This window comes from Staphylococcus sp. 11-B-312, assembly GCF_016743055.1.
Taxonomy (GTDB): Bacteria; Bacillota; Bacilli; order Staphylococcales; family Staphylococcaceae; genus Staphylococcus; species Staphylococcus ureilyticus.
In genome coordinates this window covers 1,674,829-1,691,328 of sequence record NZ_CP068241.1, presented here as the reverse complement: position 1 = coordinate 1,691,328, position 16,500 = coordinate 1,674,829, and the positions used below count along the sequence as shown (strand labels likewise).

Genomic DNA, 16,500 nt, shown 5'->3' with positions numbered 1-16,500 from the left:
TAAACTATGAAGCTAAAAAAACAAGAACGTCGTGAAGCGATAAAAAAAGAAATAGAAAAAAATCCCTTTATTACTGATCTTGATTTAAGCAGTCTTTTTTCAGTCAGTATCCAAACAATAAGGTTGGATCGTACACACTTAAATATTCCTGAATTGAGAAAAAGAATAAAATCCGTTGCGAGAAAAAATCACGAAAGTATTCGATCTATTGATGGAAGTGAAATCATAGGTGATGTGATTAACGTTGAACCAGATCATCAAGCAACATCTCTGATTAATATTGATGAAGATTCAGTATTTACAAGAAATAAGATTGCCAGAGGTCATGTGTTGTTTGCACAGGCCAATTCATTATGTGTGGCACTTATACATAAACCAGTCGTTTTAACTAAAGAAAGTAATGTTTCATTTTTAAAACAAGTTAAATTAAACGATACAGTACGTGCTGAAGCACAAGCTGTCGAAATAACGAATAAATATTTTAAGATAAAAGTAAATTCGTATGTCAAAGATACTTTAGTATTTAGAGGTACATTCAAAATGTATTATACAAGTGAGGATGAACAAAATGGTTAAAATAGCTATCGACATGATGGGTGGCGATGACGCACCTGGCATCGTTTTAGAAGCTGTTGAAAAAGCGGTCAATGATTTTAAAGATTTAGAAATTATATTATTTGGAGACCAAAATAAATGTAATATTAATCACGAAAGAGTGGAAGTACGTCACTGTACAGAAGCGATAACGATGGAAGATGAACCTGTAAGAGCAATTAAACGAAAAAAAAATAGTTCGATGGTGCGCATGGCTGAAGCAGTAAAATCTGGTGAAGCGGATGGATGTGTATCAGCCGGTAATACAGGTGCATTAATGTCTGCAGGACTATTTATTGTTGGTAGAATTAAAGGTGTAGAAAGACCAGCATTAGTGCTTACTTTACCTACTGTATCAGGTAAAGGTTTTGTATTTATGGATGTCGGTGCAAATGCGGATGCTAAAGCAGAACACTTATTGCAATATGCACAATTAGGCAATATTTACGCACAAAAAATACGTAATATTGAACAACCTTCTGTAGCATTGCTTAATATAGGAACTGAAGCAGCTAAAGGAAATACATTAACTAAAAAAGCGTTTAATTTAATGGATGAACAACAAGAATTTCATTTTGCTGGTAATGTAGAAGCGAAAGTATTAATGGATGATGCTGCAGATGTCGTTGTCACAGATGGCTATACTGGTAACATGATCCTAAAAAATCTAGAAGGTGTAGCAAAATCTATAGGAAAAATGTTGAAATCTACACTTTTAAGTAGTTTAAAAAATAAATTAGCAGCGTTAGTCTTACGCAAAGATTTAAATGAGTTAACTACAAAAATGGACTATGCAGAATATGGTGGTTCAGTTTTACTAGGATTGAATGGTATCGTTGTAAAAGCACATGGTAGTTCTAATGCCAAGGCATTTTATTCAGCAATTCGTCAAGCTAAGGTTGCTGGAGAATTAAATATAGTAGATACAATGAGAGAAACGGTGGGGTCAAAAAATGGGTAAAACAGCGATTATTTTTCCTGGACAAGGGTCACAAAAAGTAGGCATGGCTAGTGATTTGTTTAATGAAAGTGATGCCGCAACATCAATTTTAAATGAAGCACAAGCACAATTGGATTTTGATATCTTAGAAACAATGTTTGAAGATGCCGAAGGTAAATTAGGCCAAACTGAAAATACACAACCAGCATTACTTACACATAGTACCGCTTTATTAATGGCATTAAAACAAATTGATGCAGATTATACAATGGGTCATAGCTTAGGTGAGTACGCGAGTCTAGTAGCGAGTGGCGTATTAAAGTTTGAGGACGCGGTAAAAATAGTTCGTAAACGTGGACAATTGATGGCAGCAGCTTTTCCTGATGGTGTTGGTAGCATGGCAGCTGTCCTAGGTTTAAATTACAGTGAAGTTGATGACATTTGCAAACAACTTTCAACAGAAGACGAAGTCATAGAACCTGCTAATATCAATGCACCTGGACAAATTGTGGTTTCAGGGCATAAAACATTAATAGATCAACTTGTTGCTGAAGGAAAATCTTTGGGTGCTAAACGCGTCATGCCTTTAGCCGTTTCTGGTCCTTTCCATTCATCCATGATGCAAGTTATTGAATCGGACTTTGCAAATTATATCGAACAATTTGAATGGAACGACGCCAATTATCCAGTGGTACAAAATGTAAATGCTAAAGGTGAAACAGATGCTAAAGAAATTAAAGAGAATATGATTAAACAATTATATTCTCCGGTTCAATTTATAGATTCTGTGACATGGCTACTTGATCAAGGTGTCGACCATTTTATTGAAATTGGGCCAGGTAAAGTACTTTCAGGATTAATAAAAAAAATAAATAGAGATGTTAAGCTTACTTCAATTCAAACATTAGAAGACGTAAAAGGGTGGAATGAAAATGACTAAAAATGCATTAGTAACTGGAGCATCAAGAGGTATTGGTCGTAGTATAGCAATTCAGTTAGCTGAAGAAGGTTATAACGTAGCAGTAAACTATGCAGGTAATAGAGAAAAAGCAGAGGCTGTAGTAGAAGAAGTGAAAGCTAAAGGTGTAGAAAGCTTAGCAATTCAAGCTAATGTTGCCAATGGCGATGAAGTAAAAGCAATGATTAAAGAAGTAGTAAACCAATTTGGTACAGTCGATGTATTAGTCAATAATGCAGGTATTACTAGAGATAATTTATTGATGCGTATGAAAGAAAGTGAATGGGATGACGTTATCGACACTAATTTAAAAGGTGTGTTTAACTGTATTCAAAAGGTTACACCACAAATGTTAAGACAAAAAAGTGGGTCAATCATCAATTTATCTAGTGTAGTTGGTGCAGTAGGAAATCCAGGCCAAGCTAATTATGTTGCAACAAAAGCAGGCGTTATTGGATTGACTAAATCTGCTGCGAAAGAATTAGCTTCAAGAAATATCACAGTTAATGCCGTTGCACCAGGATTTATTGTATCTGACATGACAGATGCATTATCAGATGATTTAAAAGATCAAATGTTGCAACAAATTCCATTAGCAAGATTTGGAGAAGACACTGACATTGCAAATACAGTAGCATTTTTAGCTTCAGACAAAGCAAAATATATTACTGGTCAAACAATACATGTCAATGGTGGTATGTTTATGGAATAGTGTAACTGTACGGACATACCATTTTGAACATGACTTGATATGACTTATGGATGTATGTCATGCTCTAAGTATGTAATTCATTGAAATACTACTTGTATTTCAATCGATAAAATGGGAAAATATAAAAGTCTATCATAGGCTTTTAAAAGGAGGTGAATCGACGTGGAAAACTTCGACAAAGTAAAAGATATCATCGTTGACCGTTTAGGTGTTGACGCTGAAAAAGTAACTCAAGATGCATCTTTCAAAGATGATTTAGGCGCTGACTCACTTGATATTGCTGAATTAGTTATGGAATTAGAAGACGAATTTGGTACTGAAATTCCAGATGAAGAAGCTGAAAAAATCAACACTGTTGGTGATGCAGTTAACTTTATCAATAGTATGGAAAAATAATAAACAAATATCTGAGTCGTGGATTTTACGGCTCAGATTTTTTCTATTAAAAAGCAGTTAACTTTAGTAATCATATCAATAGTAATCGTTAAAGAGGATTAATGTACTATAAATGATAAAATGAATGTATGATTAGCAGTTTTCCCTTTAGTTTTATAATAAATTCACGTAAAATATAAAGGCATAAGTATATAAAAAATTACTTTAAATTGAGGTGGAAAAGTATTGACGAATCATAAAAAAAAGGAAATGGTTAATGCATTCCAAGAAAAGTTTTCAAAAAAAATGCAAGAATTAAATTTGAATTTTAATAAAGTGAATTTATATCAACAAGCATTTTCACATTCGAGCTTTATCAATGATTTCAATATGGATAGATTAGATCATAATGAACGTTTAGAATTTTTAGGAGATGCGGTATTAGAATTGACGGTTTCACGCTATTTGTTTGACAAATATCCAGAGTTACCAGAAGGTAATTTAACGAAAATGCGTGCGACAATTGTTTGTGAGCCTTCACTTGTAATATTCGCGAATAAAATTGCATTACACGAACTTATCTTGTTAGGTAAAGGAGAAGAAAAAACAGGTGGTAGAACAAGACCCTCACTTGTATCAGATGCATTTGAAGCTTTTGTAGGTGCACTGTATTTGGACCAAGGCCTAACCGCTGTTTGGAAATTTGCTGAAAATGTGATTTTTCCATTTGTGGAAGACGATAAACTGGATGGTGTCGTCGACTTTAAAACACAGTTTCAAGAATATGTGCATCAGCAAAATAAAGGTGACGTTACTTATCGTTTAATCAATGAAGAAGGTCCTGCACATCATCGTTTATTTACGTCGGAAGTGATTTTAGAAAACAAGCCGGTTGCGATAGGCAAAGGCAAAACGAAAAAAGAATCAGAGCAACAAGCAGCAGAAAGTGCTTATAAACTCTTGAAAAATAAAGAGGTTTAATGTCAGTTCCATCGTATATTGTGGTGTAGCTTACAGACGATTTAGCGCATGTTGGACGAAAATGTAAATAATTTAAGATGCGTTAATGAATGATGTGAAAGCATTTCTAATAGATGAGTTAATAAAGCATGTAATCATTGCAAGTCGCTGTGACAAATTTATTGATGCACTAATCATATAGAAGCGAGAGCATGAACGTATTTGCATTACGTTGTTTTTATCTCGCATCTGAGAAACACTTTAAAGGAGAATAGCATGGTATATTTGAAATCTATTGATGCCTTTGGATTCAAATCATTTGCTGAACATACAAATGTACAGTTTGATGAAGGTGTCACGGCAATAGTAGGACCTAATGGTAGTGGTAAGAGTAATATTACAGATGCAATTAAGTGGGTTTTGGGTGAACAATCTGCTAAATCATTACGTGGCGCAAAAATGGAAGATATTATTTTTTCTGGTGCAGAACATAGAAAAGCTCAAAATTTTGCTGAAGTAAAATTAAAATTAGATAATAGTTCAGGTAAATTAAATGTTGATACAGAAGAACTCGTAGTCACACGTCGTTTATATAGAAGCGGGGAAAGTGAATATTATTTAAATAATGACCGATCACGACTTAAAGATATTATAGAACTATTTTTAGATTCAGGATTAGGAAAAGAAGCATTCAGTATAATATCTCAAGGTCGCGTAGATGAAATTCTTAATGCAAAGCCAATTGATAGAAGGCAAATATTGGAAGAATCTGCAGGTGTACTAAAATATAAAAAAAGAAAGGCAACTTCTGTGCAAAAATTAGATCAAACAGAAGATAACCTGACGCGTGTAGAAGATATCTTATTTGATTTAGAAGGTCGAGTCGAACCATTACGTGAAGAAGCTGCAATAGCAAAAGAATATAAACATCTGTCTAGTGAAATGGAAAAAAGTGATGTGTTGGTCACTGTTTATGATATTGGACAATATAATCAAAATATTTATGAACTAGACGAAAATCTCAATCGCTTAAAAAGTCAACAAGCTTCAAAAGATGCGGAAAAGGCACAGCATACACAATCATTAAATCAATATAAATCTGAACGGCAACAATTAGATGAAACGATAGAATCTTTAAATTTTAAACTTGTTAAAGCGACTGAAGAAGTTGAAAAATTTGCTGGACAATTGAATGTGTTGGAAGAACGTAAGAAGAATCAATCGCAAACCAATGCACGATTTGAAGAAGAACAAGAAAGCATAGAGACACAAGTGACAAATTTAAAGCAAGAGCAATCAGAAGTAAAAGAACAAATCAAACAGTTAAAAACGAAACAAAATGATCTAAATGAAGAGATACAACAATATGAATCACAACTTTATGTGTCCGATGAACAACATGATGAAAAGTTAGAATCAATAAAAGATGAATACTATCAACTCATGTCAGAACAATCAGATGTCAATAATGATATACGCTTTTTAGAGCATACAATTCAAGAAAATGAAACAAAGCAATCACGTTTAGATTCACGCTTGCTTGATGCCTATAAGGAATTAAAAAATATTCAAACTCAAATCACTGAAACAGAGGAACAAAGTTCAATCGCAAAAAAAGAGTTGAAAAAAGCAGAAAGTGATTTAGCATCTTATGAAAAAAAACTAACGCAACTTAAAAATCAACAAAATGAATACGAAGAGAAATTACATCAAGCATACAGATTTAATGAAAAATTAAAATCACGTATTGATAGTTTAGCAACACAACAAGAAGAATATAGTTATTTTTTCAATGGTGTAAAACACATATTGAAAATGAAAGATAATAAACTTTCTGGCATCCGTGGTGCAGTAGCAGAAGTTATCCAAGTACCTTCGAATTTAACGAAAGCGATTGAAACTGCATTAGGTGCTTCGCTACAACATATCATCGTGGATTCTGAAAAAGATGGTCGTCAAGCAATACAATATTTAAAACAAAATGGTCTAGGAAGAGCTACATTTTTACCATTAAACGTCATTCAACCTCGTAATATTGCCAGCGATATTTTGAAGATAGCTAATAGTTCAATTGGTTTTGTGAACGTTGCTTCAAGTGCGATACAAGTTGAAAATGATTATAAACATGTGATTCAAAATTTATTAGGCAATACAATAATTGTAGACAACTTGAAAAATGCTAACGAATTAGCTAGAAAAATTCGGTATCGAACACGTATCGTAACGTTAGAGGGAGATATTGTAAATCCAGGAGGTTCCATGACTGGTGGTGGTGATCGCAAAACTAAGAGCATTTTATCTCAAAAAGATGAGCTCTCAACAATGCGTGCGCAATTAGAAGATTATCAGCAACAAACTGTTTCATTTGAAAAACAATTTCAAGCAATTAAAGAAGAAGCCGATGCGTTAAGTAATACTTATTTCGATACGAGTCAAAGTTATAATACGATAAAACAAAACGTACATAAATTTGACTTAGAATTAGATAGATTACGTAAACAAGAAACACATTTAAAAAATGAGCATGAAGAATTTGAATTTGAGAAAAATGATGGTTACCAAAGTGAAACAAGTAAGCAAACCTTAAATGACAAAAAAGCGCAATTGGCAACAATCCAAACGCAATTGCAAAAATTAGAAGAAGATATTAATATCTATACAAAATTATCAAAAGAAGGTAAAGAGAGTACAACGTTAATACAACAAAAATTACATCAAAAACAATCTGATTTAGCAGTAGTTAAAGAAAGATTAAGTACTCAAAAGCAAACGGAAACAAGGTTAACGCATCAACTTAAACAATTAAAAGAGCAAAAACAAAAATTGAGTGAGCAAATTGAATTATTTAATTCGGATGAGATAACTGGTGAAAAAGCTTTCGAAACGATTCAAAATAATATTGAACAAAGTAAAAGTAATAAAGCGCAATTAACAGAAGACTTGGCTACTATTAAATCACAACGCCAAACTTTGAATGATACAATTGAGACAACAGAGCGTAAGTTGGAAGAAGCAAATCAAGATATTTTATCGATTGAAAATCGTTACCAAGATATTAAAGCAGAACAATCTCGTTTAGATGTGCTAATCAATCATGCGATAGACCATTTGAGCGAGCAGTATCATCTTACTTATGAACGGGCAAGTGAATTATATACACTAGAAGAGGATATTGACAGTTTACGAAAAAAAGTAAAATTAACCAAAATGTCTATAGAAGAATTAGGCCCCGTAAATTTAAATGCAATTGAACAATTTGAAGAAATCAACGAACGCTATACATTCTTGAATGAACAACGTGCTGATTTAAGAGCAGCCAAAGCGACCTTAGAACAATTAATAGAAGAAATGGATAATGAAGTGAAAGAACGATTTAAAGAAACTTTTCACGCTGTACAAGGTCATTTTTCTGAAGTATTTAAATCACTATTCGGTGGAGGACAAGCAGAGTTGCGCTTGACAGATGATGATTATTTATCAGCAGGGGTAGATATTATTGTTCAACCACCAGGTAAGAAACTGCAAAACTTATCACTATTAAGTGGTGGGGAACGTGCTTTGAGTGCAATTGCTTTGTTGTTCGCTATTTTAAAAGTGAGATCGGCACCATTTGTCATTTTAGATGAAGTAGAAGCAGCTTTAGACGAAGCCAATGTTATACGTTATGCACAATATTTAAAAGCATTATCAAACCAAACTCAATTTATTGTCATTACACATCGTAAGGGTACAATGGAATTTTCTGATCGCTTATACGGTGTAACGATGCAAGAGTCAGGTGTATCAAAATTAGTAAGTGTCAATTTAAATACGATTGATGAAGTCATTAAGGAGGAACAAGTATGAGCTTTTTCAAACGACTAAAAGATAAATTCACAACGTCTGCAGAAAATCAAAAACCAGACGAATTAGAACAAGAACAACAATCTGAATTAGATATAGATCAACCTCAATCATCCGAAGCACCTAAGGAAAAAACAAAGCACCCAAAAAAATTAAAAGAAGCTGATTTTGATGACGATGGATTAATTTCAATTGAGGACTTTGAAGAAATTGAAGCGCAACAACTTGGTGCAAAATTTAGAGCTGGATTAGAAAAGTCGCGTGAAAATTTCCAAGAACAGTTAAACAATTTAATTGCACGTTATCGTAAAGTTGATGAAGATTTCTTTGAAGCACTGGAAGAAATGTTAATAACTGCAGATGTTGGTTTTAACACAGTGATGGAACTCGTGGAAGAATTACGTACCGAAGCACAACGTCGTAATATTTCAGAAACTGAAGATTTACGAGAAGTTATCGTAGAAAAAATTGTAGAAATCTATCATCAAGACGATGAACACTCAGAAATTATGAACATTGAAAATGAAGGATTAAATGTCATCTTAATGGTAGGCGTCAATGGTGTGGGCAAAACGACAACAATTGGTAAATTAGCACATCGCTACCAAGCTGAAGGCAAGAAAGTGATGCTAGCAGCTGGTGATACTTTTAGAGCTGGTGCTATTGAACAACTCAAAATTTGGGGAGAGCGTGTTGGCGTAGAAGTAATGAGTCAAAAAGAAGGTTCGGATCCTGCAGCGGTTATGTATGATGCCATTAATGCAGCTAAAAGTAAGGGTGTAGATATTCTAATATGTGATACTGCTGGGCGTTTACAAAACAAATCTAATTTGATGAATGAACTAGAAAAAGTAAAACGTGTGATAGGTAGAGCAGTACCTGAAGCGCCTCATGAAGTCCTACTTTGTTTAGATGCTACTACTGGACAAAATGCCTTGTCCCAAGCTAAATCATTCAAAGAGGTTACGAATGTGACTGGTATTGTATTAACTAAACTGGATGGTACTGCAAAAGGTGGTATCGTTTTAGCGATACGTAATGAATTAAAAATACCAGTTAAATATGTTGGTTTAGGTGAAAAATTAGATGATTTACAACCATTTAATCCAGAAAGCTATGTATATGGACTGTTTGCTGATATGATTGAACAAAATGTTGATGATTCAAACGCAGCGGACGATCGTACAGATAGCACGGATGTACAGAATGAAGGCCATACAGATGACACAAAATGATTTAATTAAGACCATACGTATGAATTATTTATTTGATTTTTATCAATCATTATTAACGGAAAAACAACGTAACTATCTAGAACTATTTTATCTACAAGATTATTCTTTAAGTGAGATTGCAGATACGTTTGATGTGAGCCGCCAAGCAGTGTATGATAACATAAGAAGAACTGGTGATTTAGTAGAAGATTATGAAATGAAACTAGGTCTTTATCAAAATTTTGAAAAACGACAAAACATATATGAAGCAATCAAAAAGCATATTGATGAGCCAGAAATAATTAAACAGTATCTTCAAACGCTTGAAGATTTGGAATAATTGAGAGTATAAAGGAGGGTAATGATATGGCATTTGAAGGATTATCCGATCGTCTTCAAGGGACGATGCAAAAGATCCGTGGCAAAGGAAAAGTTACAGAAGCAGATATTAAATTAATGATGCGAGAAGTCCGACTAGCATTACTTGAAGCAGACGTTAACTTTAAAGTCGTAAAGGATTTTGTCAAAACCGTATCAGAACGAGCTTTAGGTTCAGATGTAATGAAGTCATTAACACCTGGACAACAAGTCATTAAGATAGTACAAGAAGAACTTACACAACTGATGGGTGGCGAAAATGCAACCATCAAGATGGCCAATAAACCGCCAACAGTTGTGATGATGGTTGGTTTACAAGGTGCAGGTAAAACTACAACTGCAGGTAAATTAGCATTACTCATGCGTAAAAAATACAACAAAAAACCATTATTAGTAGCAGCCGATATTTATAGACCAGCTGCGATTGATCAATTACAAACTGTTGGTAAGCAAATTGATATTCCTGTTTACAGTGAAGGGGACCAAGTAAAACCTCAACAAATTGTAGAAAATGCAATTAAACACGCAAAGGAAGAACATTTAGATTTTGTTATTATTGATACGGCAGGTCGTTTGCACGTTGATGAAGCATTAATGGAAGAATTAACTGATGTAAAAGAAATTACTAAACCAGATGAGATTATGCTTGTTGTTGATGCGATGACTGGTCAAGACGCAGTAAATGTAGCGCAATCGTTTGATGAACAGCTAGAAGTTTCAGGTGTAACCTTGACTAAACTAGATGGTGATACACGTGGTGGTGCTGCTTTATCAATTAGATCAGTGACACAAAAGCCAATTAAATTTGTTGGTATGAGTGAAAAATTAGATGGTTTAGAACCATTTCATCCAGAACGTATGGCTTCTCGAATATTAGGTATGGGTGATGTGTTAAGTTTAATAGAAAAAGCACAACAAGATGTAGATGAAGATAAAGCGAAAGATTTAGAAAAGAAAATGCGTACGTCCTCATTTACTTTGGAAGATTTCTTAGAACAATTAGATCAAGTTAAAAACCTTGGCCCATTAGATGACATTATGAAAATGATTCCTGGCATGAACAAAATGAAAGGGATGAATAATCTTAATATGGATGATAAACAAATTGACCATATTAAAGCTATTATTCAATCTATGACACCTAATGAACGAAATAATCCAGAAACATTAAATGTATCACGTAAAAAACGAATAGCTAAGGGTTCAGGACGTACTGTTCAAGAAGTTAACAGATTGATGAAACAATTTAATGAAATGAAGAAAATGATGAAGCAATTTTCTGGTGGCGGCAAAGGTAAAAAAGGTAAACGTAAGCAAATGGAGAATATGTTAAATGGTATGAATTTACCATTTTAACAATTTTGTCTATAAAATAGTTGTAAAAGTAGTGAGTAGAACATAAGGCATATTACAAAGTAAAGGACCAATCCGTATGAAAATGGATTGGTCCTTTTTATATGAATCATAAGTGATTTTGCTCGTGCATGCTTGCCTGGGGATATGGCTCGAGCCAGTAGTCTCTCGCTCATATCATAACCCTAGGCGTCAGCGCGTTACAAAATCATGGAAAATATTAAATGATGAAATTTTATGTGTAGGTGGGAAGTTATTTAATTTGATTTAGGTAAATTCATATTTTCCCTAAATGTCTTACCCTCATATTGTATTCTAAAAAGATTTCTTTTTTGTAATTCAGGAATGATGTAATCTACAAAATCTTCTAAGCTATTTGGTAAAGTTGGTGGCATTAAATTAAATCCATCAGCTACCCCTGCATTGAACCAACGTTCCATTTCGTCAACAATCTGTTCAGGCGTTCCGATGAGTGTCAAGTGTCCACCACCTGCACTGAGATAGCCTAACAATTGTCGTAAAGTTGGGTTTTTATCTTTTATAATTTCCAATACAGTTTGGTAACGACCTTTAGGGCCATTAAAAGATTCCAATGGTGGTAAAGGTGGGACCAGTTCATCCAAATCCCAATTATGACAATCTTGATGAATGAAAAATTCTAATTGATTTAATGCTGTTTCAGTTGCTAAATGTGTGTCTAGTTTTTGCTTTTTAGCATAAGCTTCTTCGTATGTTGGTGCGACATATGTGACTAGTCCTGGAAAGACTTTTAAACTGTTCTTTGATTTACCTGCTAATTCCAGTTGATGATTTAATCTTTTTCTAAATGTAGTAGCTTGTTGTATATTCCAAGCTACTGCATAAACGGCATCTGCGTATTTCGTAGCTAGTGCAATACCAGGGTCGGATGCACCAGCTTGCATAGCAACAGGTTTTCCTTGTAGGCTACTTGGTGTTGTTAAAGGTCCTTGTACTTTAAAGTGTTCTCCAGTATGACTAATGGCATGGATATGATTTGCATTGATTAGAATATCTTGTGTCTTGTCATGTACAAAATCTTCTAAGCTCCAAGATGTTAATAGTTGATTCATAACACATGCAAATTCATCTGCTTTTTTGTAGCGTTCGTGATGTGCGGGTAAACTAGACATGCTATGATTTGCAGCTTCTAAATCCGTCATAGATGTTACTAAATTCCAACCTGCACGTCCTTGGCTCATATGATCAAGACTCAATAATTGTCTTGCAGAAGTAAAAGGATTCGAAAATGTACTTGAGATAGTCGCAACAAGACCTATATGATGAGTTACTTGCGCAATTGCTGCTAAATTCATTAAAGGGTCAAACCAAAAAGCAGGCATGTCATTATCCGTTTTTGCAGGGAAAGATTGATTATCAGCAAAAAATATAGCATCTAGCAAACCTCGTTCTGATAGTCGAGCTAACGATTGATAATAATTGATATCACCGATTCGTTCAATACTAGAATCTTGCATACGCCATGCAGCTTGGTGATGGCCACAACCGTAAATTAATACACCTATATTGAGATGTTGATCGTGCGTCATAATTGATGCCCTCCATATTTTAGTTCATTGTTAAACCGCCATCTACGGTAATATTTTGACCAGTGATACCATTAGCTTGATCGCTAACTAGAAATGCCACCATATTTGCTACATCTTGTGGTGTTGTTACTTTATGTAATGGTGTAGTCTGTTCAATTAAATCAAATACTTCATCTGAAGTGGCAGCACTGGCGTCTGTAGTTTTTAATAAACCACCAGAAACGACATTAGCTTTGATGCCATATTGACCAAGTTCAGCAGCAATATTTCTTGTAAAACCGATTAAACTTGATTTAGCGGTAGTATATTCATGATAGGGAACGACAGGATTTTGGTATAAATTCGTTCCGATAGATATAATAGTACCTGATTTATGCTCAATAAATTGGTCGATAACACTTTGGGTTACATTAAAAGCGCCTTTTAGAGTGCCGTCAATTTGTTGTTGGTAATCTGACCAATTTAAGTCTTTAAATGATTTTTGGCGAGAAGGATCAAATTTAAACCCTATAAGCGCATTATTCACAACAGCATCTATTTTTCCAAAATGATTGGTGGCTTCTGCAATTAATTGATCTACTTGTGCTCTGTCTGTGACATCAGCACGAATCGCAATTGCTTGTTCGTGACCAATTTCATCTACAACCTTTTCTGCTAACGCCTTATTCTGAAAATAATTGATAATTACATGATGTCCTTGGCGACCTAAAGTTTTTGCTATGGATGCTCCTAATCCTCTACTGCTACCAGTTATAAGTATTGTTTTACTCATCATTTCACTCCTAGAATCATTTATTAAATAAAAAAATACACAACCTCCATAAGAGAAGCTGTGTACTAAAAATCTACAATCTATAGTTAATATGTTGATATAGCTTTGTTATTTTTGTAACACTTCCCTCCGCTAGTATGGACTAGATCAGGTTCAAAGGGTTTGAGTAAATCTCATCTCAGTTAAAAAACACCCCTAGTGCATTTAATATTTAATTTATTTTCAATTTATAGTGTTTAATAGTTAATGTCAAGTTTACGATGATATCGAAAATAATATTGGTACAATGAAGTGATTAAAAGTATAAAATGGTAAAGAAGAAACTCTTTACAAACTTCTAGATAACTGTTAATATTATTTCTTGTAGAAAATAAAAATTAGAACAATCAAAGGAGAGAATATAAATGGCAGTTAAATTACGTTTAACACGTTTAGGCTCAAAAAGAAATCCATTCTATCGTATCGTAGCAGCAGATGCTCGTGCGCCACGTGATGGTCGTAACATCGAACAAATCGGAACTTATAATCCAAATAATGTAAATGCTCCAGAAGTTAAAATTGACGAAGAGTTAGCATTAAAATGGTTGAAAAATGGTGCTAAACCAACAGATACTGTACACAACATCTTATCAAGAGAAGGTATCTTGAAAAAATTTGACGATCAAAAATAATCGTCATTATTAGCACATAAAAATTTTTAAAAAAAGAGAGAGTCGTGGAAATCGTAGTCATTTAAAATGATTTCGACGACTCATCTCGGTATGGATGACTATGGTTGAATGTTAACCATTGTGCATGCCAATATAATCATAAAAGGCTGAGACAATTCGTTTGTCCCAGCCTTTTAAATTAGCATACCGGTAATCATTTATATAAAGCAACATCAACAATTTAGTAGGCTTATATGAGTGAATACATTGATCAAGAATGACTTAAGATGATTTATACAATATTTTAGCTCATAACATATAGAGAAGGTTTAAAATAATACTAACAATTCATGTTATAATTATTTTAGTCGAAAAATAAAAAATAACGAATTTCAATGATACATATACATTATCGGAGGAGCTTATATGAAAGTAGAAATAGGCAAAATTATCAATACACATGGTATAAAAGGCGAAATTAAAGTCCAATCTCACTCAGATTTTACAGATGTACGCTTTCAACCAGGTGAAACTGTGATGATAGAACGTCAAAACGAACCAACATTAGAATTGAAAATTGCGACATATCGTATGCATAAAGGGTTGCACATGTTGACCTTTGAAGGTATCAACAATATTAATGATATTGAGCACTTAAAAGGTGAAATCCTTTTACAAGATAGAGACCACGAAGAAATTGAATTAGGGGAGCATGAATACTATTACTCAGATATTATTGGCTGTACCGTATTCGATGATAATGAAACACCTATTGGAAGAGTGATAGAAATTTTTGAAACGGGTGCCAATGATGTATGGGTTGTCAAAGGTGATAAAGAATATCTTATACCATATATAGAAGATGTTGTTAAACATATAGATATTGAAGGTAGACGAATTGATATTACGCCTATGGAAGGACTGTTGGAGTAATGAAGATAGATTATTTAACTTTGTTCCCTCAAATGTTTGACGGTGTATTAAATCAATCGATTTTAAAAAGAGCGCAAGATAAGGAAATGCTACAAATTAATACTGTCGATTTTAGAGATTTTGCTGAAAATAAGCATAATCAAGTAGATGATTATCCATTCGGTGGAGGGCAAGGTATGGTGCTTAAACCAGAACCTATATTTAATGCAATGAAAGACATTGACAAAACAGAAAATACACGTGTGATTTTAATGTGTCCACAAGGTCGACCATTTAATCAAGAAATTGCACAGGAACTCAGTCATTCCGAACATTTAGTTTTTATTTGTGGGCATTATGAAGGATATGATGAACGTATCCGCCAGCATTTAGTTACGGATGAAATTTCTATGGGAGATTATGTTTTAACAGGTGGAGAATTACCTGCGATGGTAATGACCGATGCAATAGTAAGATTAATTCCAGGTGTTTTAGGTAATCAACAATCACATGAAGATGATTCTTTTCAGGATGGATTATTAGAATTTCCACAATATACTAGACCACGTTCATATCAAGATATGAACGTACCAGAGGTATTATTGTCAGGAAATCATGCACATATTGATCAATGGCGTCATGAGCAAAAACTGATACGTACATGGGAAAAGCGTCCAGATTTATTAGAAAATTATCCACTTACGGATAAAGACAAAGATATTTTAGAAAGATACAAAAAGCAATTGAAAAATGAATAACAGTGTGCTAACATAATTTAAGTGTGCGACACACGAAAATCACTATGATCCGCTGCTATATATTTGTCTAGGCAAGAACATAGGTTGAAGGAGAGAAAAAATAATGAGTAATCACAAATTAATCGAAGCAGTAACACAATCACAATTACGCACAGACTTACCTTCATTCCGTCCAGGTGACACTTTAAGAGTTCACGTACGTATTATTGAAGGTACTCGCGAACGTATCCAAGTATTCGAAGGTGTTGTAATCAAACGTCGTGGTGGAGGTATTTCAGAAACTTTCACAGTACGTAAGATTTCTTCAGGTGTAGGTGTGGAACGTACATTCCCATTACACACTCCAAAAATCGAAAAAATTGAAGTTAAACGTCGCGGTAAAGTACGTCGTGCTAAATTATATTACTTACGTGAATTACGTGGTAAAGCTGCTAGAATTAAAGAAATTCGTTAATCAGCATAAAAGTCATAAAAAAGAAGCGGTTCCGACTAGGAACTGCTTCTTTTTATATT

The 16,500-nt window shown here is 33.9% G+C and carries 16 protein-coding genes and 1 riboswitch; of the genes, 14 read left to right on the top strand and 2 right to left on the bottom strand.

Features of this window, described 5'->3' with window-relative positions; genetic code table 11:
- Positions 1–6 precede the first annotated feature (6 nt).
- The 10 genes from fapR (at position 7) to ffh (ending at position 11,330) form a co-directional block, all read left to right on the top strand.
- On the top strand, positions 7–576 hold the full coding sequence (gene fapR, locus JG554_RS08055; RefSeq protein WP_046208664.1) for a transcription factor FapR: 570 nt from the start codon (positions 7–9) through the stop codon (positions 574–576).
- On the top strand, positions 569–1,555 hold the full coding sequence (gene plsX, locus JG554_RS08050) for a phosphate acyltransferase PlsX (RefSeq protein WP_046208663.1): 987 nt from the start codon (positions 569–571) through the stop codon (positions 1,553–1,555). The genes fapR and plsX overlap by 8 nt, the downstream gene beginning before the upstream one ends.
- Complete coding sequence (gene fabD, locus JG554_RS08045) at positions 1,548–2,474, top strand: ACP S-malonyltransferase (protein ID WP_046208662.1); 927 nt, start codon at positions 1,548–1,550, stop codon at positions 2,472–2,474. The genes plsX and fabD overlap by 8 nt, the downstream gene beginning before the upstream one ends.
- Complete coding sequence (gene fabG / locus JG554_RS08040; protein WP_046208661.1) at positions 2,467–3,204, top strand: 3-oxoacyl-[acyl-carrier-protein] reductase; 738 nt, start codon at positions 2,467–2,469, stop codon at positions 3,202–3,204. The genes fabD and fabG overlap by 8 nt, the downstream gene beginning before the upstream one ends.
- A 162-nt stretch (positions 3,205–3,366) precedes the next feature.
- Entirely contained in the window at positions 3,367–3,600 is a 234-nt protein-coding gene (locus tag JG554_RS08035; protein ID WP_019467939.1) for an acyl carrier protein, read from the top strand.
- Positions 3,601–3,849: 249 nt separating this feature from the next.
- The gene (gene rnc, locus JG554_RS08030; protein ID WP_371090939.1) at positions 3,850–4,560 is read left to right on the top strand and encodes a ribonuclease III; all 711 of its coding nucleotides are present in this window, start codon (positions 3,850–3,852) and stop codon (positions 4,558–4,560) included.
- Between the two features lie 255 nt (positions 4,561–4,815).
- Complete coding sequence (smc, locus tag JG554_RS08025; protein WP_107360288.1) at positions 4,816–8,385, top strand: chromosome segregation protein SMC; 3,570 nt, start codon at positions 4,816–4,818, stop codon at positions 8,383–8,385.
- Positions 8,382–9,617: a signal recognition particle-docking protein FtsY gene (gene ftsY, locus JG554_RS08020; protein WP_107360289.1), complete on the top strand. Its 1,236-nt coding sequence runs from the start codon at positions 8,382–8,384 to the stop codon at positions 9,615–9,617. Before smc ends, ftsY begins: the two co-directional genes overlap by 4 nt.
- Positions 9,604–9,936 carry a putative DNA-binding protein gene (locus JG554_RS08015; protein ID WP_046208657.1) on the top strand — a complete coding sequence of 111 codons (333 nt, stop codon included), beginning with the start codon at positions 9,604–9,606 and terminating at the stop codon, positions 9,934–9,936. The genes ftsY and JG554_RS08015 overlap by 14 nt, the downstream gene beginning before the upstream one ends.
- A gap of 26 nt (positions 9,937–9,962) precedes the next feature.
- The gene (gene ffh / locus JG554_RS08010; RefSeq protein ID WP_107360290.1) at positions 9,963–11,330 is read left to right on the top strand and encodes a signal recognition particle protein; all 1,368 of its coding nucleotides are present in this window, start codon (positions 9,963–9,965) and stop codon (positions 11,328–11,330) included.
- A 254-nt stretch (positions 11,331–11,584) separates the two neighbouring features.
- Here the strand turns inward: ffh and JG554_RS08005 are convergent, their stop codons facing one another.
- Together JG554_RS08005 and JG554_RS08000 are read right to left on the bottom strand one after the other, a co-directional pair.
- Positions 11,585–12,895: an LLM class flavin-dependent oxidoreductase gene (locus JG554_RS08005; protein WP_107360316.1), complete on the bottom strand. Its 1,311-nt coding sequence runs from the start codon at positions 12,893–12,895 to the stop codon at positions 11,585–11,587.
- A 19-nt stretch (positions 12,896–12,914) separates the two neighbouring features.
- The gene (locus JG554_RS08000) at positions 12,915–13,667 is read right to left on the bottom strand and encodes a 3-oxoacyl-ACP reductase (RefSeq protein ID WP_046208654.1); all 753 of its coding nucleotides are present in this window, start codon (positions 13,665–13,667) and stop codon (positions 12,915–12,917) included.
- Between the two features lie 107 nt (positions 13,668–13,774).
- A riboswitch (TPP riboswitch) is annotated at positions 13,775–13,874 on the bottom strand.
- 197 nt (positions 13,875–14,071) lie between these two features.
- Between JG554_RS08000 and rpsP the strand changes: the two genes are divergently transcribed.
- From rpsP to rplS, 4 genes are all read left to right on the top strand, one after another.
- A complete protein-coding gene (gene rpsP, locus JG554_RS07995) occupies positions 14,072–14,338 on the top strand; it encodes a 30S ribosomal protein S16 (RefSeq protein WP_019468468.1) in 267 nt (88 codons plus the stop codon).
- A 405-nt stretch (positions 14,339–14,743) separates the two neighbouring features.
- Entirely contained in the window at positions 14,744–15,250 is a 507-nt protein-coding gene (gene rimM, locus JG554_RS07990; RefSeq protein ID WP_064209040.1) for a ribosome maturation factor RimM, read from the top strand.
- On the top strand, positions 15,250–15,987 hold the full coding sequence (gene trmD, locus JG554_RS07985) for a tRNA (guanosine(37)-N1)-methyltransferase TrmD (protein ID WP_046208652.1): 738 nt from the start codon (positions 15,250–15,252) through the stop codon (positions 15,985–15,987). The genes rimM and trmD overlap by 1 nt, the downstream gene beginning before the upstream one ends.
- A 103-nt stretch (positions 15,988–16,090) precedes the next feature.
- Entirely contained in the window at positions 16,091–16,441 is a 351-nt protein-coding gene (rplS, locus tag JG554_RS07980; protein WP_019468465.1) for a 50S ribosomal protein L19, read from the top strand.
- Positions 16,442–16,500 lie beyond the last annotated feature (59 nt).